Below are 17,707 nucleotides of genomic sequence, written 5' to 3' on the forward strand. Positions count from 1 at the left end.
ACGGGGCAGCTCGACAGGCTGTTGAAGAAGTGGTGGCAGCCCCGGCGCGGCAGCGAATTGTTTCCATCCGGTTGCGTCGCTCGACGTTACAGGCCAGACTGTGACGAAGGTAACTGTGGAACGGCGTTCCGCAGGACGGAACGACCGTGCTCTGGGGGTGACACCAGATGGCGCACGGCGAGGACCGCGACCAGACCGGCGACCGGGCGACGGCACACCGATCGCCGTCCTGGTCGACCGTGCCGACCAGCCGCGCGCCGGACCAGCCCGCAGCCGGGGCCGACGACGGGGTGACCCCGGTCGCCGTAGCCGCCGACGAGCTGGTGGAGATCGCCGCCCGGATCCTCGTCACCGCCGGCAGCCCGGAACCGGCCGCCCGGGCCGTCGCCGTCTCGCTGGTCGAATCCGACCTGGTCGGGCACGACTCGCACGGGGTACGCCGGCTGGTCCCGTACGTCGACGCGGTGCGCGGGGGCATGATCGATCCCTCGGCCGACCCCGTCGTCCGACGCCGGCACCGGGCCACCGCCGTCGTCGACGGCCGACGCGGATTCGGCCAGCTCGCCGCCCGGCTGGCCGTGACCGAGGCCCGCGACCTCGCCCGGGAGTACGGCGTCGGCGTGGTGACGATCGGCAACTGCAACCACATCGGCCGACTCGGTGAGTACGTGCAGACGCTCGCCGAAACGGACGCGGTCGGGCTGGCGTTCTGCAACATCGACCCGACCGTCGCCCCGTACGGCGGCCGGGAGCGCCGGCTCGGCACCAACCCGCTCGCCTGGTCGGCGCCCCGGGCCGACGGGCGGCCCCCGGTGGTCGTCGACTTCGCCACCTCCGCGATCGCCGAGGGCAAGCTCGCGCTCTCGCTGGCCCGGCAGGAGCGGGTCGGCACCGGCCTGCTGGTCGACGCGGAGGGCCGCGACTCCACCGACCCGGCCGACTTCTACACCGGAGGCGCGCTGCTGCCGTTCGGCCAGCACAAGGGCTACGGCCTCAGCGTGATGATCGAGATCGTCGGCGGGCTGCTCTCCGGCGCCGGAGTGTCCAGCCTGCCCGGCTACGACAACACCAACGGCACCGTACTGATCGCCATCGACATCGAGACCTTCGTACCGGTCTCCGGATTCCGGAGCCGGTCGGAGGAGTTCTGCCGACTGCTCGGCGACACCGCGCCCGCCGTCGACACCGACCCCGGCCCGGACGGCGTGCTGGTGCCCGGCGAGAAGGAGGCGCGGACCCGCGCCGCCCGGATCTCCGAGGGGATCACCCTCGCCCCGTCCACCTGGCGCGAACTGGCCGAGCTGCCGGGCGGACCCGAGCTGCCCGGCGTACCCGTACCCGTACCCCACCCCCGAAACCGCGCCGACGGCGCGGCCCCCTCGCCCGAGGAGAACCCTGATGACACCGGTGGACCCCGCGCCCCCGCCTGAGCCCGAAACCACCTCCGCTCCCTCCGACCAGGAGCGCACCCCACCCGCCGAGCTGCGCCGGGTCGTCTCGGCCTCGCTGGTCGGCACCGCCCTGGAGTGGTACGACTTCTTCATCTACGGCACCGCCGCCGCGCTGGTCTTCGACGAGATCTTCTTCCCGGACGCCGAGCCGGCGGTCGGCACGCTCGTCGCGTTCGCCACCTTCGGGGTGGCGTTCCTGTTCCGTCCGGTCGGCGGCTTCTTCTTCGGCCGGCTCGGTGACCGGATCGGCCGCCGTTCCACACTGATCATCACGACCCTGGTGATGGGCATCGCGACCGGGCTGATCGGCCTGCTGCCGACGTACGACCAGATCGGGGTCTGGGCGCCGATCCTGCTGGTACTGATGCGGATCTGCCAGGGGCTCGGCGCCGGAGCCGAGTTCGGCGGCGCGTCGACCCTGCTCGCCGAACACGCCCCACCGGAGCGGCGCGGCTACTACGCCTCGTACGCCCAGACCGGGGTGCAGATCGGTCTGGTGCTCGGTACCGTCTCGTTCCTGCTGGTCGGGATGCTCCCCGACGACCAGCTCGAATCCTGGGGCTGGCGGATCCCGTTCCTGGCCAGCTTCCTGATGATCTTCGTGACCGTCTACGTACGGCTCCGGGTCACCGAGTCGCCGGTGTTCCGCCGGATGGAGCGCAGCCGCACCGTGGTCCGGACGCCGATCCTGGACACCCTGAAGATGTACCCCCGCAACTTCCTGGTCGGGATCGGGGCGCACATCTGCGACACCGCGATCGTCTACATCTTCGCCACCTTCAGCGTCGCCTACCTGACCAACGAACTCGACCAGCCGCGCTGGGTGGCGCTGACCGGCGTGATCCTGATGGGGCTGGTGGTGATCGCGGTCCAGCCGATCTACGGCGCACTCTCGGACCGGATCGGCCGCAAGCCGCTCAACCTGTTCAGCGTGGTCTTCACCGCCGCCTTCGCCTTCCCGTACTTCTGGCTGCTCAACACCGAGGTGACCGCGCTGATCTGGCTGGCGCTGATCATCGCCGGTGGCATCGGCTTCGCGCCGATGATCGCCGTACAGCCGGCGTTCTACGCGGAGCTGTTCGGTGCCGGGGTCCGCTACACCGGCTTCGCCGCCTCCCGGGAGATCGGCGCCGCCATCTCCGGCTTCTCCCCGCTGATCGCAGCGGCACTGCTCAGCACCGCCGATGGCTCACCCTGGCTGGTCGCACTCTGGATCATCTTCACCGCCGCCGTCTCGCTGGTGGCGTTCCTGGCCGCCCGGGAGACCCGGACAATGGACATCAACGCCGTGCACGCGTACCAGGAGAGACCGGAAGCCGGTCCGGGAGCGACGCCGCCGACGGCCTCCACCCCGGTGGAGACGGCGCGATGAACCTGGAGAAGACCGTCGCCGTGGTCACCGGCGGTGGCACCGGGATCGGCCGGGCGGTGAGCCTGGCGCTGGCCCGGGCCGGCGCGGACGCCGTGGTGGTCAACTTCAGCCGGTCCCGGGCCGAGGCCGAGGAGACGGCGGAACGGGCCCGGGAGTGGGCCGGCCGCTCCCGGGCGCTCGCCGCCGACGTCACCGACGACGCCCAGGTACGCGCGATGGCCGAGCAGGTGGTCGCCACCTTCGGCCGGGTCGACGTGCTGGTCAACAACGCCGGTGGTACCCGGGCGGTCGAACACCCCGACCTGGACGGGCTGACCGACGACATCTGGCGGGACGTGCTCGACCTGAACCTGCTCGGCGCGTTCCGCTGCGCCCGCGCCTTCGCGCCCGCGCTGCGGGAGACCGGCGGGGCGATCGTGAACATCTCGTCGATCTCCGGCTACCGGGCCGGCGGCTCCTCGATCGCGTACGGGGTGAGCAAGGCGGCGATGCTCCAGCTCACCCGCAACCTGGCGGTGGCGCTCGCCCCCGAGGTACGGGTCAACGCGGTGGCGCCCGGCACGGTGCAGCACACCCGCTGGCAGCCCGGCCTGCACGGCGAGGAGGGTTTCGCCCAGCGGAGCGCCCAGGAGCGGGAGGTGGTGCCGCTGCGCCGGACCGCCGACCCGGAACACGTCGCGCAGGCGGTGCTCGGGCTGCTCGGCATGGACATGGTCACCGGCGAGGCGGTCATCGTGGACGGCGGCAAACACGTCGTGTACTAGTTCGCCGGGCGGGGTGGAGTTAGCTCCACCCCGCCCCGGGACCTGACGCTCCTGACCGGGCGGCCCGGCGCTGGTGTGCTCGACTGGTGACCACAGCCACCGCCGTAACGGCCCCCCGGACCCGCATCCCCGACCTCGACGCACTGCGCGCCTTCGCGCTGCTCGGCATCCTCGTCGTCAACATCACCTTCGTGGCGACCGGCTACAGCCTGAACGTGACCGACCCGGCCTACGACTCGTGGCTGGACGACGCGGTGCGCTGGGCCAACCTCAGCTTCTTCGGGATGAAGTTCTACCTGCTCTTCTCGTTCATGTTCGGCTACAGCTTCGTGCTCCAGACGGAGGCGGCGGCGCGGGCCGGGGCGGCGTTCCGGCCCCGGATGGTACGCCGGCTGCTCGGCCTGTTCGCCCTCGGCGCGGTCAACGCGGTCTTCCTGATCAGCGGCGACATCCTCACCGTCTACGCGCTGCTCGGCGCGGTCCTGCTGGCGATGCGCGGGGTACGGGACCGTACGGCGCTGATCGTCGCCGCCGCGCTCTACGGCTATCTGCTGCTGAGCATCGGGTCGAGCATCCTCTTCCTGGACATGTCGAGCTACTTCGACCACGCGGGTCAGGTCGCCGCCGCACAGGAGTCGGCCGCCAACCTGGCCGGTGGGTTCGGCTCGGTGGTGCACGAGCACATCGCGATCCTGCCGCTCTACGCCCTCTCCCAGTTGACCGTGCAGGGTCCGACCACGCTGGCGATGTTCCTGCTCGGCATGGTCGCCGCCCGGCGGCGGGTACTGGTCGGGCTCACCGGCCGCGAGTCGTGGCTGCGGATCGTCCAGCTCGTCGGTTTCCCGGTCGGCATCGTCGGCGGCGCCGTCTACGCCTCGCTCGGCGGCAACGGCAACACCCTCGGGGTACTCGTGAGTGCGATGACGGCGCCGCTGCTGGCCGCCGCGTACGCCGCCACGCTGATCCGGGTGGTGCACAGCGAACGCGGCCGCTCGCTCGGTACGGCGTTGGCCCCGGCCGGCCGGATGGCGCTGTCGAACTACCTCGGCCAGTCGGTCGCCACGCTGCTGATTTTCACCGGTGTCGGCTTCGGCCTGGTGGGTCAGGTGTCTCCGCTGGAGATGATGCTCTTCGCGGTCGCGATCTTCGCCGGTCAGGTCGTGCTCAGCCGCTGGTGGCTGGCGCGGCACGGACACGGCCCGGCCGAGTGGCTGCTGCGCTGGTTCACCAACGCGGAACGCCCCGCCTGGCGGCGTCTGCCCCGGCCGGTCGGCTAGTCATCGCGTCGAGGTCGCCGCGCGCTCGTCGTACCTGGTACGGGCGGCGGCGATCTCGTCCAGGTGGGATTCGGTCCAGTGCACCAGCGACTGGATCGTGTGGTGCAGGGTGACGCCGAGCGGGGTGAGCGCGTAGTCCACCCGGGGCGGTACGACCGGGTGGACGGTGCGCTGGACGAGTCCGTCGCGTTCGAGCTGGCGCAGTGTGACGGTGAGCATCCGTTGGCTGATTCCGTCGATCTCCCGGCGCAGTTCGGTGAAGCGCAGGCTCTGCCGGTCGAGCAGGGCGATGACCAGCAACGACCACTTGTCGGCGATCCGGTCGAGGATCTGGCGTACCTCGCAGTCCTCGCGCCCGTCCCACTGCCGGGCCGTGTAGTCGCCCTCGGTTCCCGTGCAGTAACCGGGTGACTTCGAAGTGCCTTCTTCCACGATGGTCAAGCCTGACCGACGATTTCCTTGGTTACAAGAGGGAACTGACCAGCCGGGTGGTAACCGAACGACGCGCCCCGGCCGTTCCCTCGCGCGGTCCCGCCTGTGCTGAGGAGCCGTTCCGTGTCCAGTCCACCGACAGTCCAGCAGTCCACCGGTACGCACCGGCCCGACGCACGCACCTGGGGCGTGCTCGTGGTCATGTGCGGGGCGATCTTCCTGGAGGGCATCGACGTGGCGATGCTCAACGTCGCCCTGCCGTCGATCCGCGCCGACCTCGGCCTCTCCACCGGCACCCTGCAATGGGTGATGAGCGCCTACGTCCTCGGCTACGGCGGCTTCATGCTGCTCGGCGGTCGTGCCGCCGACCTCTACGGGCGGCGTCGGATGTTCCTCTGCTGGCTGCTCGTCTTCCTGCTCTTCTCCGGGCTCGGCGGGCTGGCGACGCAGAGCTGGATGCTCGTGCTGGCCCGGTTCGTCACCGGCGTCGCCGCCGCGTTCATGACCCCCGCCGGACTCTCGATCATCACCACCAGCATCCCGGAGGGACCGCAGCGAAACCGCGCCCTGCTGGTCTACGCCGGGATCGCCTCCGGTGGGTACTCGCTCGGGCTCGTCGTCGGCGGCCTGCTGACCGCGATCGACTGGCGCTGGGTCTTCTTCGCCCCGGTACTCTTCGCGCTGGTCCTGCTGATCGCGGCGGTACCGCTGGTGCCGCGATCGCCCCGGCCCGCGCCGACCGGCCAGGGGATCGACCTGGCCGGCGCGGTCACCGTGACCGCCGCGCTGCTGCTCTTCGTCCTGACCGTCGAGCGGGCCACCCACACCGGCGTCGCGCAGACCATCGGTACGGCCGCCGCGTCGTTGGCCCTGCTCGGCGCGTTCCTCACCATCGAGGCACGGTCCCGTACCCCGCTGGTCCGGCTCGGCATCCTCCGCTCCGCGGCACTGGTCCGGGCGAACGTCACCGGGCTGCTCTTCCTCGCCGCCTTCGCCGGCTTCCAGTTCATCGCCGTGCTCTACCTCCAGGAACTGCGCGGCTGGTCGACCCTGGAGACGAGTCTCGCGCTGCTGGCCGTCAGCGTGGACGTCGTACTCGCCCCGCTGCTGACACCCCGGCTGGTCGCCCGGTACGGCAATCCTCGGGTGATCCTCGGCGGCCTGCTCCTCGCCGCCGTCTCGTACGCGCTCTTCCTGCGGATCGGCCCGGAGACGACGTACCCGGCGATGTTTCCGACGGTGATCATCCTCGGCGTGGCGTTCGCGCTGGTCTACGGGCCGCTCACCATCGCCGCCACCGACGGGATCGCGGAGCGGGAACAGGGCCTGGCCGGCGGGCTGCTCTACACGTCGATCCAGTTCGGAACCGCCCTCGGCCTCTCCGTGGTGACCGCCGTCAACGTCGCCGCCACCGGCACCGACGGCGGCCCGGCAGCGATGCTCGACGGCTATCGGGCGGCCCTGCTGGTGCCGCTGGCCGCCGTCGTCGTCGCGGCCGTGGTCACCGCCTTCGGGGTACGCCGCCGCACCTCCTCCGGGGATGTCGAGCCGGGGGACGGGGCCGACCTGTCGACCGCCGTCGTCAGGGCACCGGCGGAACCCGTCCGCTGACCTCCCGACGGGTACGGGTCAGCCTCGGTTTCGCGGCTGGCCCGTACCCGCTGCCGGTGACGGGTCTATATGCGCCGGATCGGAAGGCGGCCGGTCCGCCCGCCGGCACCACCCGGCGCGGCTCCGGTGGGCGACGTCCACGCCGCCGATCTGGCGTTCCCGCCCCGGGGCGGGGTGCGGGCCGGCGTCGGTTCATCGCGGGTCCGGTCGGCGGCGTCGGGGCAGCGCCAGCGGAGCCCGCACCGGCAGTAGCGCCAGAACCGCCGCCAGTCGGGGCGATGGCGGGGCGCCAGCGGTACCGGTCGAGGTGCCCGTCGTAGCCAGCTCATCGTTCGGCCTCCGATCGCCGCTGTGGTTGCTGGAAGCGGGGGCCGTCCCCGAGGCGGGGGAGGCGTTCCGGGGGCGGCCCCCGCGCGGTTCCGTCCGGGCCGGGCCAGCACCGAACGGTTCCGCTGCCGACACTCTGGACGGACGGTGCCTACGTTCGGTAGACATTGCGGGACACTGGGCGACCGTCCGACTTGTCGGGTGTGATCGGGTAGGCCCGGGCCGGATGTGGAGGGAGCGTGGGCAGGTCATGGGCATGCTGGCAGACTTCTTGATCGCGGAGCTTCGGGCGGCTCGGGCGACTCGGAAACTGAACCAGGACGAGTTCGGCAGGATCGCAAACTACTCCGGGTCGCACGTGAGCGCGGTCGAGACCGGCGGCCGGCCACCGACCGAGGACTACGTCGCGGCGGTCGACGAAGGGCTCCAGACCGGCGGCATCTACAGCCGGCTGCTCGCCAAGGTCACCGCCTTCGACGACGCACCGGTCTGGCTCCGCCCCTGGCTGGAGTACGAGCGCGAGGCGGTCGCCCTGCGCGCCTGCAACCCGCTGCTCATCCCCGGCCTGCTCCAGACCGAGGCGTACGCACGAGCCGTCATGTCCACCGGTCTGCACACGACCGAGGAGGTGGAGCGGATCATCGCCGGCCGGCTCGAGCGGCAGTCGATCCTGGACCGTGACGACCCACCGCTGGCCACCTTCGTCATCCCGGAGACGGTTCTTCGCACGGGTCAACCGAAGATGCTCCGCGAACAGCTTGAACATCTGCTGCGGCTGAGCGAACGTCCTCGGATCTTCATACATGTGGTTCCGGCGACCGCTGGGCTCTGGCTGGGGCAGTCAGGGCCGTTCGTCATTGCCTCGTTCGATGGCAGCGACGACGTGGCATTCATGGACGATCAGTTGCAGGGGCGAGTCGTGACGGATCCGACGCAGGTTGCTCGGCTCAACCGGATATGGGAGGTTGTGAGGGCGGTTGCACTGCCGCGCGACCTCTCTCGGGACCTGATTCTGAAGCTGGTGAACGAATTGTGAGTACCGAGCCGCGCTGGAGGAAGTCGAGCCGAAGCAACGCCGGCTCCGCCGAGTGCGTCGAGGTTGCCGACGATCTGGGCGGGGCGGTCGGCGTACGGGACTCGAAGGATCCGGACGGGCCGGTGCTGGCCTTCGCGCCCGTGGCGTGGCGGGCGTTCGTCGCTGGTGTACCGGGCCGACGACGGTGGTGACGCCGCGGCTAGCCGGCCGGGCCGCGTAGGTGGTGGCTGACGTCGCCGAGGAGATCCGTCCTGATCCACCGTTCCGTGAAGCGCCAACCGGCGTCGCGCCGCTCGAAGCGGTCCCGGCACCGTCCACTCGCCACCACCTGGAGCGGAAAGTCGGGTAGCGCCTGGAAGACCGTGACGTACGAGCTGGACTGGGCGCTGCCGGCCGCCTCGTCGACCTCGACGACGAGGTTGCTGGCCACATGCCTGGTACGCGGCGTCCCGTCGTCGTAGAGCACCAGCGTGTCGTGGACCAGCCGCTCGACCGCGTCCCGGCCGTCCAGGGGTGGGCCGCTGTCGAGGGTGACGCTGGCGTCCGCGACGAGGTCGGAGAGTCCGGCGAAGTCCCCGGTGTCCAGCAGTTCGTAGTACCGGGCGATCAGGTTCTCGATCGCCCGGTGGCTGGGCAACTCGACGGGTGGGGCGTCGGCGAAGCGGTCGGTGTCCATCTGGCTGCCTCCGGGCAGGTGAAACGCCGGGCGGAGGTGGCCGGGGTCAACTCTACTGTCGGATGCCGGGCTCGGCGGTGCGGAACTGGCAAGACCGGTGGGCGGGCCGGCTGGGCAGTTCGCCGATCACGGGGTCGCGGTCGTGCTCGATGTCGTCGGTGTGGCCGCTCCGGCGAGTGCGGCCAGTACGGCGGCGACGGCGGGCGGGTCGGGTGGTTCGCCGTAGGTGGCGGCGTGGATCTGGCGGCGGAAGCCGGTGAGTTCGCTGGCGTGGATGTCGGGCCGGCGATGGGCCTGGAGCGCGAGGCCGGGCAGGATCGCCACGCCTGTGCCGGCGGCGACGAGGGCTTGCACGACGACCATGTCGTCGCTGAGTGAGGCGATCCGGGGGGTGAAGCCCGCTCGCCGGCACGCGGCGGTCAGCTCCTCCTGGCACCGTGCGCACCCGCCGATCCAGGCGGAGTGGCGGTGGTTCGCGAGGCTGTCGTCGGGGCGCTGGCTGATGAGGTGGATGGGGTCGTCGGCGAGGTGGCGGAGGCGGAATCCGTCGTCCTCGACCGGGGCGTCGGCGTGGCGGAAGACGAGTGCGACATCGATCTCGCCGTGTCGCAGCATCTGCAACGCTTCGACCGGGTGGCGGTCGATCAGGCTCAGTTCGAGTCCCGGGTGCGCCTGGGCCAACGTGACGGCCGCCCTGGGCACGATTGTGCTCAACGCCGACGCGTTGGCGGCCAGCCGGACCCGCCCGGACCGCAGGCCGACCTGTGCGGCGAGTTCGCTGGTCGCCGCGTCGACCCGTCCCACGATCTCGGCGGCCCGGTTGGCCAGCAGCCACCCTTCCGGGGTCAACCGGATGCCACGACCGATCCGCTGCACGAGCCGGACGCCGGTGGCCGCCTCCAGGCGGGACAGGTGGTGGCTCACCGACGGTTGGGAGTAGTGCAGCTCTCTCGCCGCTTCGGTCACCGACTCGTGCCGGGCCACCGCAGCCAGGACCTTGAGGTGGACCAGACTCAGCATTGATCAAAGATATCAATGAGTCTGCCACAGGATTGGCATTGGACGTCATGTCACGGCTGCTGAATGCTGATGTCCCGGACAGGAACCGCACCGCGAGGGCGACGCCAGGTCGCGCCAGGAGGACAGGCAATGACCGCACATATCGGCAAGGTGGTCTGCGGCATCACGATCTCGGCCGACGGGTACTCGGCCGGGCTCAACCAGACCGAGGAACGCCCGTTCGGCGAGGACGGGGGCGACGGCTGGGGCGACAAGCTGCACGCCTGGTTCACCGACGCGCCCGAGGAGAGCAGGGCCGAGATCGACCAGATGACCGCGGCCAAGGCGTTCATCATGGGCCGCAACATGTTCGGCCCGGTGCGTGGCGAGTGGGATCGGCAGTGGAACGGCTGGTGGGGCGACAATCCGCCGTACCACGCACCGGTGTTCGTGCTCACCCACCACCCGCGCGAGCCGCAGCCGATGGAGGGCGGCACCACGTTCCACTTCGTCACCGACGGGATCGAGTCGGCACTGGCACAGGCGCGCGAAGCGGCCGGCGACGGCGAGGTCGCGATCATGGGCGGCGCGACGACCGTCAACCAGTACCTCGCCGCCGGCCTGATCGACGAGTTGCGGCTGCACATCGCGCCGCTCACGCTCGGCGCCGGTACGCGGCTGTTCGAGGGCGTTCCGCCGCTGAAACTGGAGCAGGTGACGTCACGGGCGACGAGCCTGGTCACGCACGTGACCTACCGCGTGCTCTCCTGAACTGGCGGGCGCGCACCCCGCCTACCAGCGGTGCGACGGCGCCGCCGGTTCGGCAGGGCCGGAAGAACGGCGCCGGCCCCGCACCGGGGTTCGGTGCGGGGCCGGGGTCGCGGCGGGTCGGCGTTCCGCCGCGCGTCTGACTCGTCAGGCGCGTCGCCACTTCTGGTTCGCGCCGCCCGTGCACTCCCAGAGTTGCAGCTTGGCACCGTTGGCGGTGCTCCGGTCGCGTACGTCGACGCACTTGTTCGCCTGCGGGTTCACCAGGTCGCCGGCCGCGCTCAACACGAACTGCTGGGCGGGGTTGCCGTTGCAGCCGACGATCTGGATGTTGGCGCCGTTGGCCGTCGAGCCGTTCGCCACGTCCATGCACTTGCCCATCGCCCGGACCGTGCCGCCGGTGAAGGTCCAGCTCTGCGCGGCGGTGCCGTTGCAGTCCCAGATCTGCAACTGGGTGCCGTCGGCCGGGTTGGCGCCGGGGATGTCGATGCACTTGTTGCCGATCCCGACGATCTGGTTGCCGGTGCCGGGGTTGCCGCCGCCACCGGTGTTCCAGGCCCAGACGCGGACGTAGTCGACCAGCATCTGCTGCGGGAACGTGGTGCTGGCGTCGGGGTAGCCCGGCCAGTGGCCGCCGACCGCGATGTTCATGATCATGAAGAACGGGTGGTCGTAGACCCAGCGGTTGCCGTTCAGGTCAGCCGGGGTCTTGCGGCCGTACTGGATGCCGTCGACGTACCAGGTGATCGAGTCCGGTGCCCAGTCCACGGTGAAGGTGTGGAAGGCGTCAGCGAACGCCTGGCCGCCGGGGAGCGTGTAGCGGGAGCTGATCGCGCTGCCGCCGGAGTACCCCGGGCCGTGCAGCGTGCCGTACACGTTGCCGGGCTCCCGGCCGATGTTCTCCATGATGTCGATCTCGCCCTGGTCCGGCCAGGGCATGCCGCCGAGCATCCAGAACGCCGGCCAGATGCCCTGGCCGCGTGGCAGCTTCATCCGGGTCTCGAACCGGCCGTAGGTCTGGCTGAAGCGGTCCGCGGTGAGCAACCGGGCCGAGGTGTACTGGCAGCGGCCGTAGTGGCACTGGTAGTTGGCCGGGTTCTCCCGGCGGGCGGTGATCACCAGGTTGCCGTTGCCGTCGTGCGCGGCGTTGCTGGTGCTGTTGGTGTAGTACTGCTGCTCGTTGTTGCCCCAGCCGCTGCCGCCGATGTCGTACTTCCACTTGCTGCCGTCGGGCGGGGTGCCGGCTGCCGCGTTGAACTCGTCGCTCCAGGTGAGCGCGCCCGGCTCAGCGGCGGCCGGGCTCGGTGGGGTTACCACCAGCGTCGTGGCCAGCAGGGCCAGGACGAGGGTGGCTCGGCGTGTACGCATGCAAATGTTTCTACGCCAGAGAGCGCTTTCTTGCAAGGTTGTTAACTGAAACGACTCCGCTTGACCTTGACACAGTGCAAAGGTCTGCACTGTCTCAGGAGGTGGTCTGCGATGGCTGGACCAGAGAAAGACGCGGAGACGGTTGGAGCTCTGCGAGGGCTGGAGCACAGCGACCCGTCGGTGCGGCTGCGGTCGGCGTTGGCGGTCGGCACGACCCCGGACCAGCGGCTCGTCGACAAGCTCATCGAACGATGCGCGACCGAGCCGGAATTCTACGTGCGGGAGATGCTCACCTGGGCACTGATCCGCCACCCAGCGTCAACAACGGTGCCGAAGCTTGTCGACGAACTCCGCTCGCGACGGGCACAGGCACGGAGCCAGGCGTTGCACACGCTGTCCAAGATCGGGGATCGGCGAGCGTGGCCAGCGATCACGCGGGACCTGCTGACCGATGCCGAGGACGAGGTGGCGCGGAGCGCCTGGCGAGCAGCGGTCGCGCTGGTGCCCGCCGGCGAGGAACCCGAATTGGCCGCAGTGTTGGCCACCCAGCTCGGGCGCGGCAACCATGAGACGCAGTTGAGCCTCAGCCGGGCGCTGGTCTCACTCGGTGAGGTGATCACGCCGATCCTGCACGCGGCGACGACCGATCCCGATCCTCGGGTGCGTCAGCACGCGCTCGCCACGGAACGGCTGTTGCGCGACCCGGATGCCGGATTCGAGTTCGCGATCGAGGAGGCGAGGCGCATAGTGGCCCTCGGCACGACTCGCCGGGAAAGGTGACCGGCAGTGTTGATCGGTGAGGTGGCCCGACGGTCCGGGGTGAGCGCCCGAATGCTCAGGCATTACGAGTCACTCGGCCTGATATCGCCCACGGGTCGTACCGGGACCGGTTACCGCGAGTACTCCAGCGAGGACATCCGGCGGATCTTCCATATCGAGAGCCTGCGGTCACTGGGCCTGTCGCTGCGTGACGTCAGGCGCGCGTTCGATGATCCCGACTTCGCGCCAGCGGAGCTCGTCAACGACCTCATCCGCCGGACGCAGGAACGTGTCGCGGCTGCGACGGAGCTGCTCACGCGACTCCAGCGAATCGGGGCAGCAGAACCCGCAGACTGGGCGGATGTGCTCCAGACCGTCGCACTCCTGCAGCAACTGGGGTCGGAGAGCGCCGGTACGCGCCTGCGTGCGGCGCTCTCCTCGATCCAAGAGGTTCCGGCGCCAGCAGAAGCACTGGCCGAGGCAGCACTGAGCGAGACGGACCCGAACGTCGTCGGAGCCCTTCGGTGGGCCCTGGCGCAATCTGGCGACGGCGGGTTGGCGCTGCTGGCGCAGGGACTCGACTCATCAGTGGCTGAGGTGCGGAAACGCGCCGTTCAGACCATTGCGGAGATCCCGGACGGCGCCGCGACCGCACTGCTGCGCAACGCTCTCACCAACGCCGACATCGTGGTCCGCAGGTACGCCGCTCTGGCGCTCGGGGCACGTGGAGTGACCGATGCGGTTCCGACACTGCTGGAAATGATCGTCGATGCGGCGAACGACATCGACGCGGCCGACGCACTCAGCGCGCTGGCGACTGATCCTGCGTGGGCGGACCAGATCGCCAGCGGCCTGGTCCACCGCCTCGACCACGCCACCGAGTCGGACACACGTCGACGGCTGACGCAGGCGCTCGCGGACATCCCGCGGATCACCGCCGCTCGGGCCCTCGCAGAACTGTCACATGACGAAGACCGTGCAGTCGCGCTCACCGCGACCTACATCCTCGAACTCCGCGACGCCCGATGACACCGACCGGTACGGCGTACAGCGCCGCTATGCCGTGACGCGCAGCCGGTCGAGGATCCAGGCCGCGACGAACGCCTCCTCGCGCCAGGAGTCGTAGCGCCCGCTCGGACCGCCGTGCCCGGCGCCCATCTCCGTCTTGAGCAGGTACGACCCCTGCGGGGCGACCGCCCGGAGCCGGGCGATCCACTTCGCCGGCTCGTGGTAGAGCACCCGGGTGTCGTTCAGGCTGGTGACGGCGAGGATCGGCGGGTAGTCCTGCGCGGTGACGTTCTCGTACGGCGAATACGACTTCATGTACGCGTACACCTCGGGGTCGGCCAGCGGGTTGCCCCACTCCTCCCACTCGGTGACGGTCAGCGGCAGCGACGGGTCGAGGATCGAGTTGAGCGGGTCGACGAACGGCACCTGCGCGACGATCCCGGCGAAGGCGTCCGGGGCGATGTTGGCCACCGCGCCCATCAGCAGCCCGCCGGCCGAGCCGCCCCGGGCGACCAGCCGGTCCGCCGAGGTCCAACCGGCCTTGACCAGGTGTCGGGCGGTGGCCACGAAGTCGGTGAAGGTGTTCTTCTTGGCCAGCAGCTTGCCGGTCTCGTACCACCGGCGGCCCAGCTCGCCACCGCCGCGCACGTGCGCGATAGCGAAGACCACGCCCCGGTCCAGCAGGGAGAGCCGGGGGATCGAGAACCACGGGTCCATGCTGGCCTCGTAGGAGCCGTAGCCGTAGAGCACGCAGGGCGCCGAGCCGTCCCGGGGCGTGCCGACCCGGCAGACCAGCGAGATCGGCACCCGGGTCCCGTCGTCGGCCAGCGCCCAGTCCCGGTGCTGCTCGTAGTGCGCCGGGTCGAAGTCGCCGAGCACCGGCTTCCGCTTGCGCAGCACCATCTCCCGGGTGACCAGGTCGAAGTCGTAGACCGAGTCCGGGGTGGTCAGCGAGGCGTAGTGCAGCCGTACGCTGGTGGTCTGGTATTCGGGGTTGCTGTGCAGCCCGACGTCGTAGAGCGGCTCCGGGAAGTCGATGTCGTACGACTCGGTGCTGCCGACCGGCAGCACCCGGATCCCGGTCAGCCCGGCCGTGCGCAGCGACACCACGATGTGGTTGGCGAAGGCGTCGACCGCCTCCAGCCGGGTACCGGGGGTGTGCTCGATCATCGGCACCCAGTCCCCGGGCGCGTCCGCCGAGGTGTACGCGAGCGCGAAGTCCTCCGCGCCGTCGTTGTGCAGGATCAGGAACCGGTGCCCGTGGTGCTCGATCGAGTATTCGATGCCCTGCCGCCGGGGCGCGATCACCGCCGGCTCGCCGGTCGGGTTGCTGGCCGGGATGACCCGGACCTCGCTGGTGACCTTGCTCTGCGAGTCGATGACGACGAAGTTCTCCGAGCGGGTCAGCCCGACGCCGACCCAGAACCGCTCGTCGTCCTCCTGGTAGACGATCTCGTCGGCGTCCGCCGACGTGCCGACCGTGTGCCGCCAGACCCGGTAGGGCCGCCAGCTCTCGTCGACGGTCAGATAGAACAATGTGGAGCCGTCGGCCGACCAGGCGCTGCCGTAGAACGTGTTCGGCACCTCGTCGGCGAGCACCTCGCCGGTGCTGAGGTCCTTGACCCGCAGCGTGAACCGCTCGTCACCGGCGAAGTCGGTGGAGTAGGCGAGCCAGCGCCCGTCCGGGCTGACGCCGTAGGTGCCGAGGGCGAAGAAGTCGTGCCCCTGCGCCAGCGCGTTGCCGTCGAGCAGGATCTCCTCGCCGGGCAGCGGCGAGCCGTCCTCCGGCATCGACGGGGTCGCCTCGCCGTCGCGTACCGCCCGGCGGCAGTGGATGCCGTACTGCTGGCCCTCGACCGTCCGGGTGTAGTACCAGTGGCCGTTCTTGCGGCTCGGCACCGATAGATCGGTTTCTTTGGTCCGTCGCTTCGTCTCGTTGAACAGCGTCTCCCGCAACAGACCGAGTCGGGCCGTGGTCTGCTCGGTGTAGGTGTTCTCCGCGGTCAGGTAGCCGATCGTGTCCGGGTCGTCCTTGTCGGCGAGCCAGGCGTACTCGTCGATCACCGTGTCGCCGTGGTGGGTGCGCTCGGTCGGCACCCGCTTGGCGACGGGGGCGGCGGTCGTCTCAGTGGTCACCCGGTCACGTTACCCGTCCCGACCGCTCCGACGGCGGCCGGTCCGAGCCGGACGTTGCCGAAAATTAGCACATGTGTACGATGACCAAGGTGGGGGAGATCTCGATAGAACGGCGCGGGGGCGCTGACATCGCACGGCGGCTGGCGGGCATCTGTGGTGCCCACTTCGCCCGGCCGGCGGGGGCGGCCGACGGGGTGGCCGGCACGGTGGCCCGCTGGGTCGCGGCGCCGGGCAACCCGGAGGCGGTCACCGAGGTGGTCCGGCTCGCCGCCGAACACGACCTCTCGGTGGTGCCCCGGGGGGCCGGCACCAAACTCGACTGGGGCATGCCCCCGTCGCAGGTCGACATCGTGCTGGACACCGGGCGACTCGCCGGGGTCTGGCAGCAGCCGGAGGACGAGCTGGTGGCCGAGATCGGTGCGGGCACGCCGGTCCGGGCCGCCGAGGCGATCCTGGAGCGGACCGGGCGTCGACTGCCGATCGACGTACCCTCGGTCGGCGCCACCCTGGGCGGCGTGGTCGCGGCGAACGAGAGCGGCCCGCTCCGGCACCTGCACGGCCCGCCCCTGCGACCAGCTCGTCGGGGTCAGCTACGTCGACGCCTCGGGGGTGCTCGCGCACGCCCGGGCCGGCGCCGCCGGCGACTCCGGGGAGCGGTCCGGCCAGGTGCCGGCCGACCCCGACGTCGCCCGGCTGCTCTGCGGGTCGCAGGGTGCGCTCGGCGTGCTCGTCTCGGCGACCCTGCGGGTGCAGCCGATCCCGGCCAGCCGGGGTTGGGTGGTCCGTTCGGTCTGGACCCCGCTGGAGGTGCACGACCTGGTGCGGGCCGTCCTCGACGCCGAGCTGCGGCCGACCGCGATCGAGGTCGACCTGCCCGGCGGCCGCACGCAGGCGGCCGGGCGCGGCCCGCGGAGCCTCGGCTCCGGCGGGCACCTTCCGCCGGACGGTCCGGGTGCCACGGGGGCACCCGGCCCGTCCGGCCGGTCGTCGGCGCGAGGCTGGTTCGAGACGCCGCTCCGGCCCGGCGTTCCGGCCCGCCCCGTCGGCGGTGCCGCCGACCGGGCGGAAGCCGGGTCGGGTCGGGCGGCCGGGCCGCGCGGTTGGTCCGGCGAGCCCGGCGCCGGCACCCTGGCCGTACTCCTCGAAGGCGGGCCGGCCGAGGTGGCCGAGCGGGCCGGCCGGTTGACGGCGCTGCTCGGCGGCGACGCCCGGGCGGTCGGCACGGCACCCGGGTGGTGGCGCCGTTATCCGTTCCGGCCGGACGACGTCGCGCTGCGCATCGAGGTGCCGATCGGTGACCTGCACGCCGCCGTCTACGCGCTGCGGGACGCCGCCGGGGCGCCGGTGCCGGTACGCGGCTCGGCGGGGCTCGGTGTCGTGCACGCCGCGCTGCCGTCCGACTCGTCACCGGAGCGGGTCGGCGCCATCCTCGACGGCGTACGGGCGGTGCTGCGCGCCCGCTCCGGCCGCTGCGTGGTGGTCGCCGCTCCGCCCCGGATCCGCGAGGCGGTGGACCTCTGGGGCGAACTGCCCGACCTTCCGCTGTTGCGCCGGGTCAAGGAGCGCTTCGATCCGGCCCGACGACTTGCCCCCGGGCGCTATCCGGGCGGCATCTGACCCCTGGGCGGGGGTGCGCCCGGCCCGGTCGGTGTGAACCGGCCGGGCCGGGCCTGGGGTCAGCAGTTCGGCACCCCGGGCAGTTGTGCGGCGGGATGGTCGATGT

16 protein-coding genes are annotated in these 17,707 nt (G+C 71.0%); 11 read left to right on the forward strand and 5 right to left on the reverse strand.

Translation table 11 applies throughout. The annotated features are described in order from the left end of the window. The first annotated feature begins 167 nt into the window (after positions 1-167). From C6W10_RS28135 to C6W10_RS28150, 4 genes are all read left to right on the forward strand, one after another. Complete coding sequence (locus tag C6W10_RS28135; protein ID WP_107261983.1) at positions 168-1,430, forward strand: Ldh family oxidoreductase; 1,263 nt, start codon at positions 168-170, stop codon at positions 1,428-1,430. Continuing rightward, positions 1,399-2,823, forward strand: coding sequence for an MFS transporter (locus C6W10_RS28140; protein ID WP_107261985.1), 1,425 nt, complete (start codon positions 1,399-1,401; stop codon positions 2,821-2,823). The genes C6W10_RS28135 and C6W10_RS28140 overlap by 32 nt, the downstream gene beginning before the upstream one ends. After that, complete coding sequence (locus C6W10_RS28145) at positions 2,820-3,587, forward strand: SDR family NAD(P)-dependent oxidoreductase (RefSeq protein ID WP_107261987.1); 768 nt, start codon at positions 2,820-2,822, stop codon at positions 3,585-3,587. The genes C6W10_RS28140 and C6W10_RS28145 overlap by 4 nt, the downstream gene beginning before the upstream one ends. Positions 3,588-3,673: 86 nt before the next feature. Next, positions 3,674-4,864: a DUF418 domain-containing protein gene (locus tag C6W10_RS28150; protein ID WP_107261989.1), complete on the forward strand. Its 1,191-nt coding sequence runs from the start codon at positions 3,674-3,676 to the stop codon at positions 4,862-4,864. Here the strand turns inward: C6W10_RS28150 and C6W10_RS28155 are convergent, their stop codons facing one another. Continuing rightward, positions 4,865-5,296, reverse strand: a complete 432-nt coding sequence (locus C6W10_RS28155) for a helix-turn-helix domain-containing protein (protein WP_107261991.1) — start codon at positions 5,294-5,296, stop codon at positions 4,865-4,867. Between the two features lie 123 nt (positions 5,297-5,419). On the opposite strand from C6W10_RS28155, the gene C6W10_RS28160 reads away from it, so the two are divergent. The 3 genes from C6W10_RS28160 (at position 5,420) to C6W10_RS28175 (ending at position 8,461) form a co-directional block, all read left to right on the forward strand. Next, positions 5,420-6,907: an MFS transporter gene (locus tag C6W10_RS28160; RefSeq protein WP_234361460.1), complete on the forward strand. Its 1,488-nt coding sequence runs from the start codon at positions 5,420-5,422 to the stop codon at positions 6,905-6,907. Positions 6,908-7,484: 577 nt separating this feature from the next. Next, on the forward strand, positions 7,485-8,270 hold the full coding sequence (locus C6W10_RS28170; protein ID WP_159104789.1) for a helix-turn-helix transcriptional regulator: 786 nt from the start codon (positions 7,485-7,487) through the stop codon (positions 8,268-8,270). Continuing rightward, complete coding sequence (locus C6W10_RS28175; RefSeq protein ID WP_369937086.1) at positions 8,267-8,461, forward strand: DUF397 domain-containing protein; 195 nt, start codon at positions 8,267-8,269, stop codon at positions 8,459-8,461. The genes C6W10_RS28170 and C6W10_RS28175 overlap by 4 nt, the downstream gene beginning before the upstream one ends. An 8-nt stretch (positions 8,462-8,469) precedes the next feature. On the opposite strand, the gene C6W10_RS28180 is transcribed toward C6W10_RS28175, so the two are convergent. Both C6W10_RS28180 and C6W10_RS28185 read right to left on the reverse strand, forming a co-directional pair. After that, positions 8,470-8,946, reverse strand: coding sequence for a nuclear transport factor 2 family protein (locus tag C6W10_RS28180; RefSeq protein WP_107261999.1), 477 nt, complete (start codon positions 8,944-8,946; stop codon positions 8,470-8,472). Between the two features lie 126 nt (positions 8,947-9,072). Further along, on the reverse strand, positions 9,073-9,966 hold the full coding sequence (locus C6W10_RS28185) for a LysR family transcriptional regulator (protein ID WP_107262001.1): 894 nt from the start codon (positions 9,964-9,966) through the stop codon (positions 9,073-9,075). Between the two features lie 129 nt (positions 9,967-10,095). Here C6W10_RS28185 and C6W10_RS28190 point away from each other — a divergent pair, with 129 nt between their 5' ends. Next, positions 10,096-10,716 (forward strand): dihydrofolate reductase family protein, encoded by a 621-nt coding sequence (locus C6W10_RS28190; protein ID WP_107262003.1) that lies wholly within the window; start codon positions 10,096-10,098, stop codon positions 10,714-10,716. Between the two features lie 144 nt (positions 10,717-10,860). On the opposite strand, the gene C6W10_RS28195 is transcribed toward C6W10_RS28190, so the two are convergent. Next, positions 10,861-12,081 carry a glycoside hydrolase family 16 protein gene (locus C6W10_RS28195; protein ID WP_107262005.1) on the reverse strand — a complete coding sequence of 407 codons (1,221 nt, stop codon included), beginning with the start codon at positions 12,079-12,081 and terminating at the stop codon, positions 10,861-10,863. A gap of 111 nt (positions 12,082-12,192) precedes the next feature. On the opposite strand from C6W10_RS28195, the gene C6W10_RS28200 reads away from it, so the two are divergent. Further along, positions 12,193-12,861 (forward strand): HEAT repeat domain-containing protein, encoded by a 669-nt coding sequence (locus C6W10_RS28200; RefSeq protein WP_107262007.1) that lies wholly within the window; start codon positions 12,193-12,195, stop codon positions 12,859-12,861. A gap of 6 nt (positions 12,862-12,867) precedes the next feature. Next, positions 12,868-13,869 carry a MerR family transcriptional regulator gene (locus tag C6W10_RS28205; RefSeq protein WP_107262009.1) on the forward strand — a complete coding sequence of 334 codons (1,002 nt, stop codon included), beginning with the start codon at positions 12,868-12,870 and terminating at the stop codon, positions 13,867-13,869. Between the two features lie 27 nt (positions 13,870-13,896). On the opposite strand, the gene C6W10_RS28210 is transcribed toward C6W10_RS28205, so the two are convergent. Beyond that, entirely contained in the window at positions 13,897-15,984 is a 2,088-nt protein-coding gene (locus C6W10_RS28210) for a S9 family peptidase (protein WP_107262011.1), read from the reverse strand. Positions 15,985-16,064: 80 nt separating this feature from the next. On the opposite strand from C6W10_RS28210, the gene C6W10_RS28215 reads away from it, so the two are divergent. Further along, entirely contained in the window at positions 16,065-17,282 is a 1,218-nt protein-coding gene (locus C6W10_RS28215) for an FAD-binding oxidoreductase (protein ID WP_369938719.1), read from the forward strand. The last annotated feature ends 425 nt before the right edge of the window (positions 17,283-17,707 follow it).

Source organism: Plantactinospora sp. BB1 (genome assembly GCF_003030385.1).
In the GTDB taxonomy this organism is placed as follows: Bacteria; Actinomycetota; Actinomycetes; order Mycobacteriales; family Micromonosporaceae; genus Plantactinospora.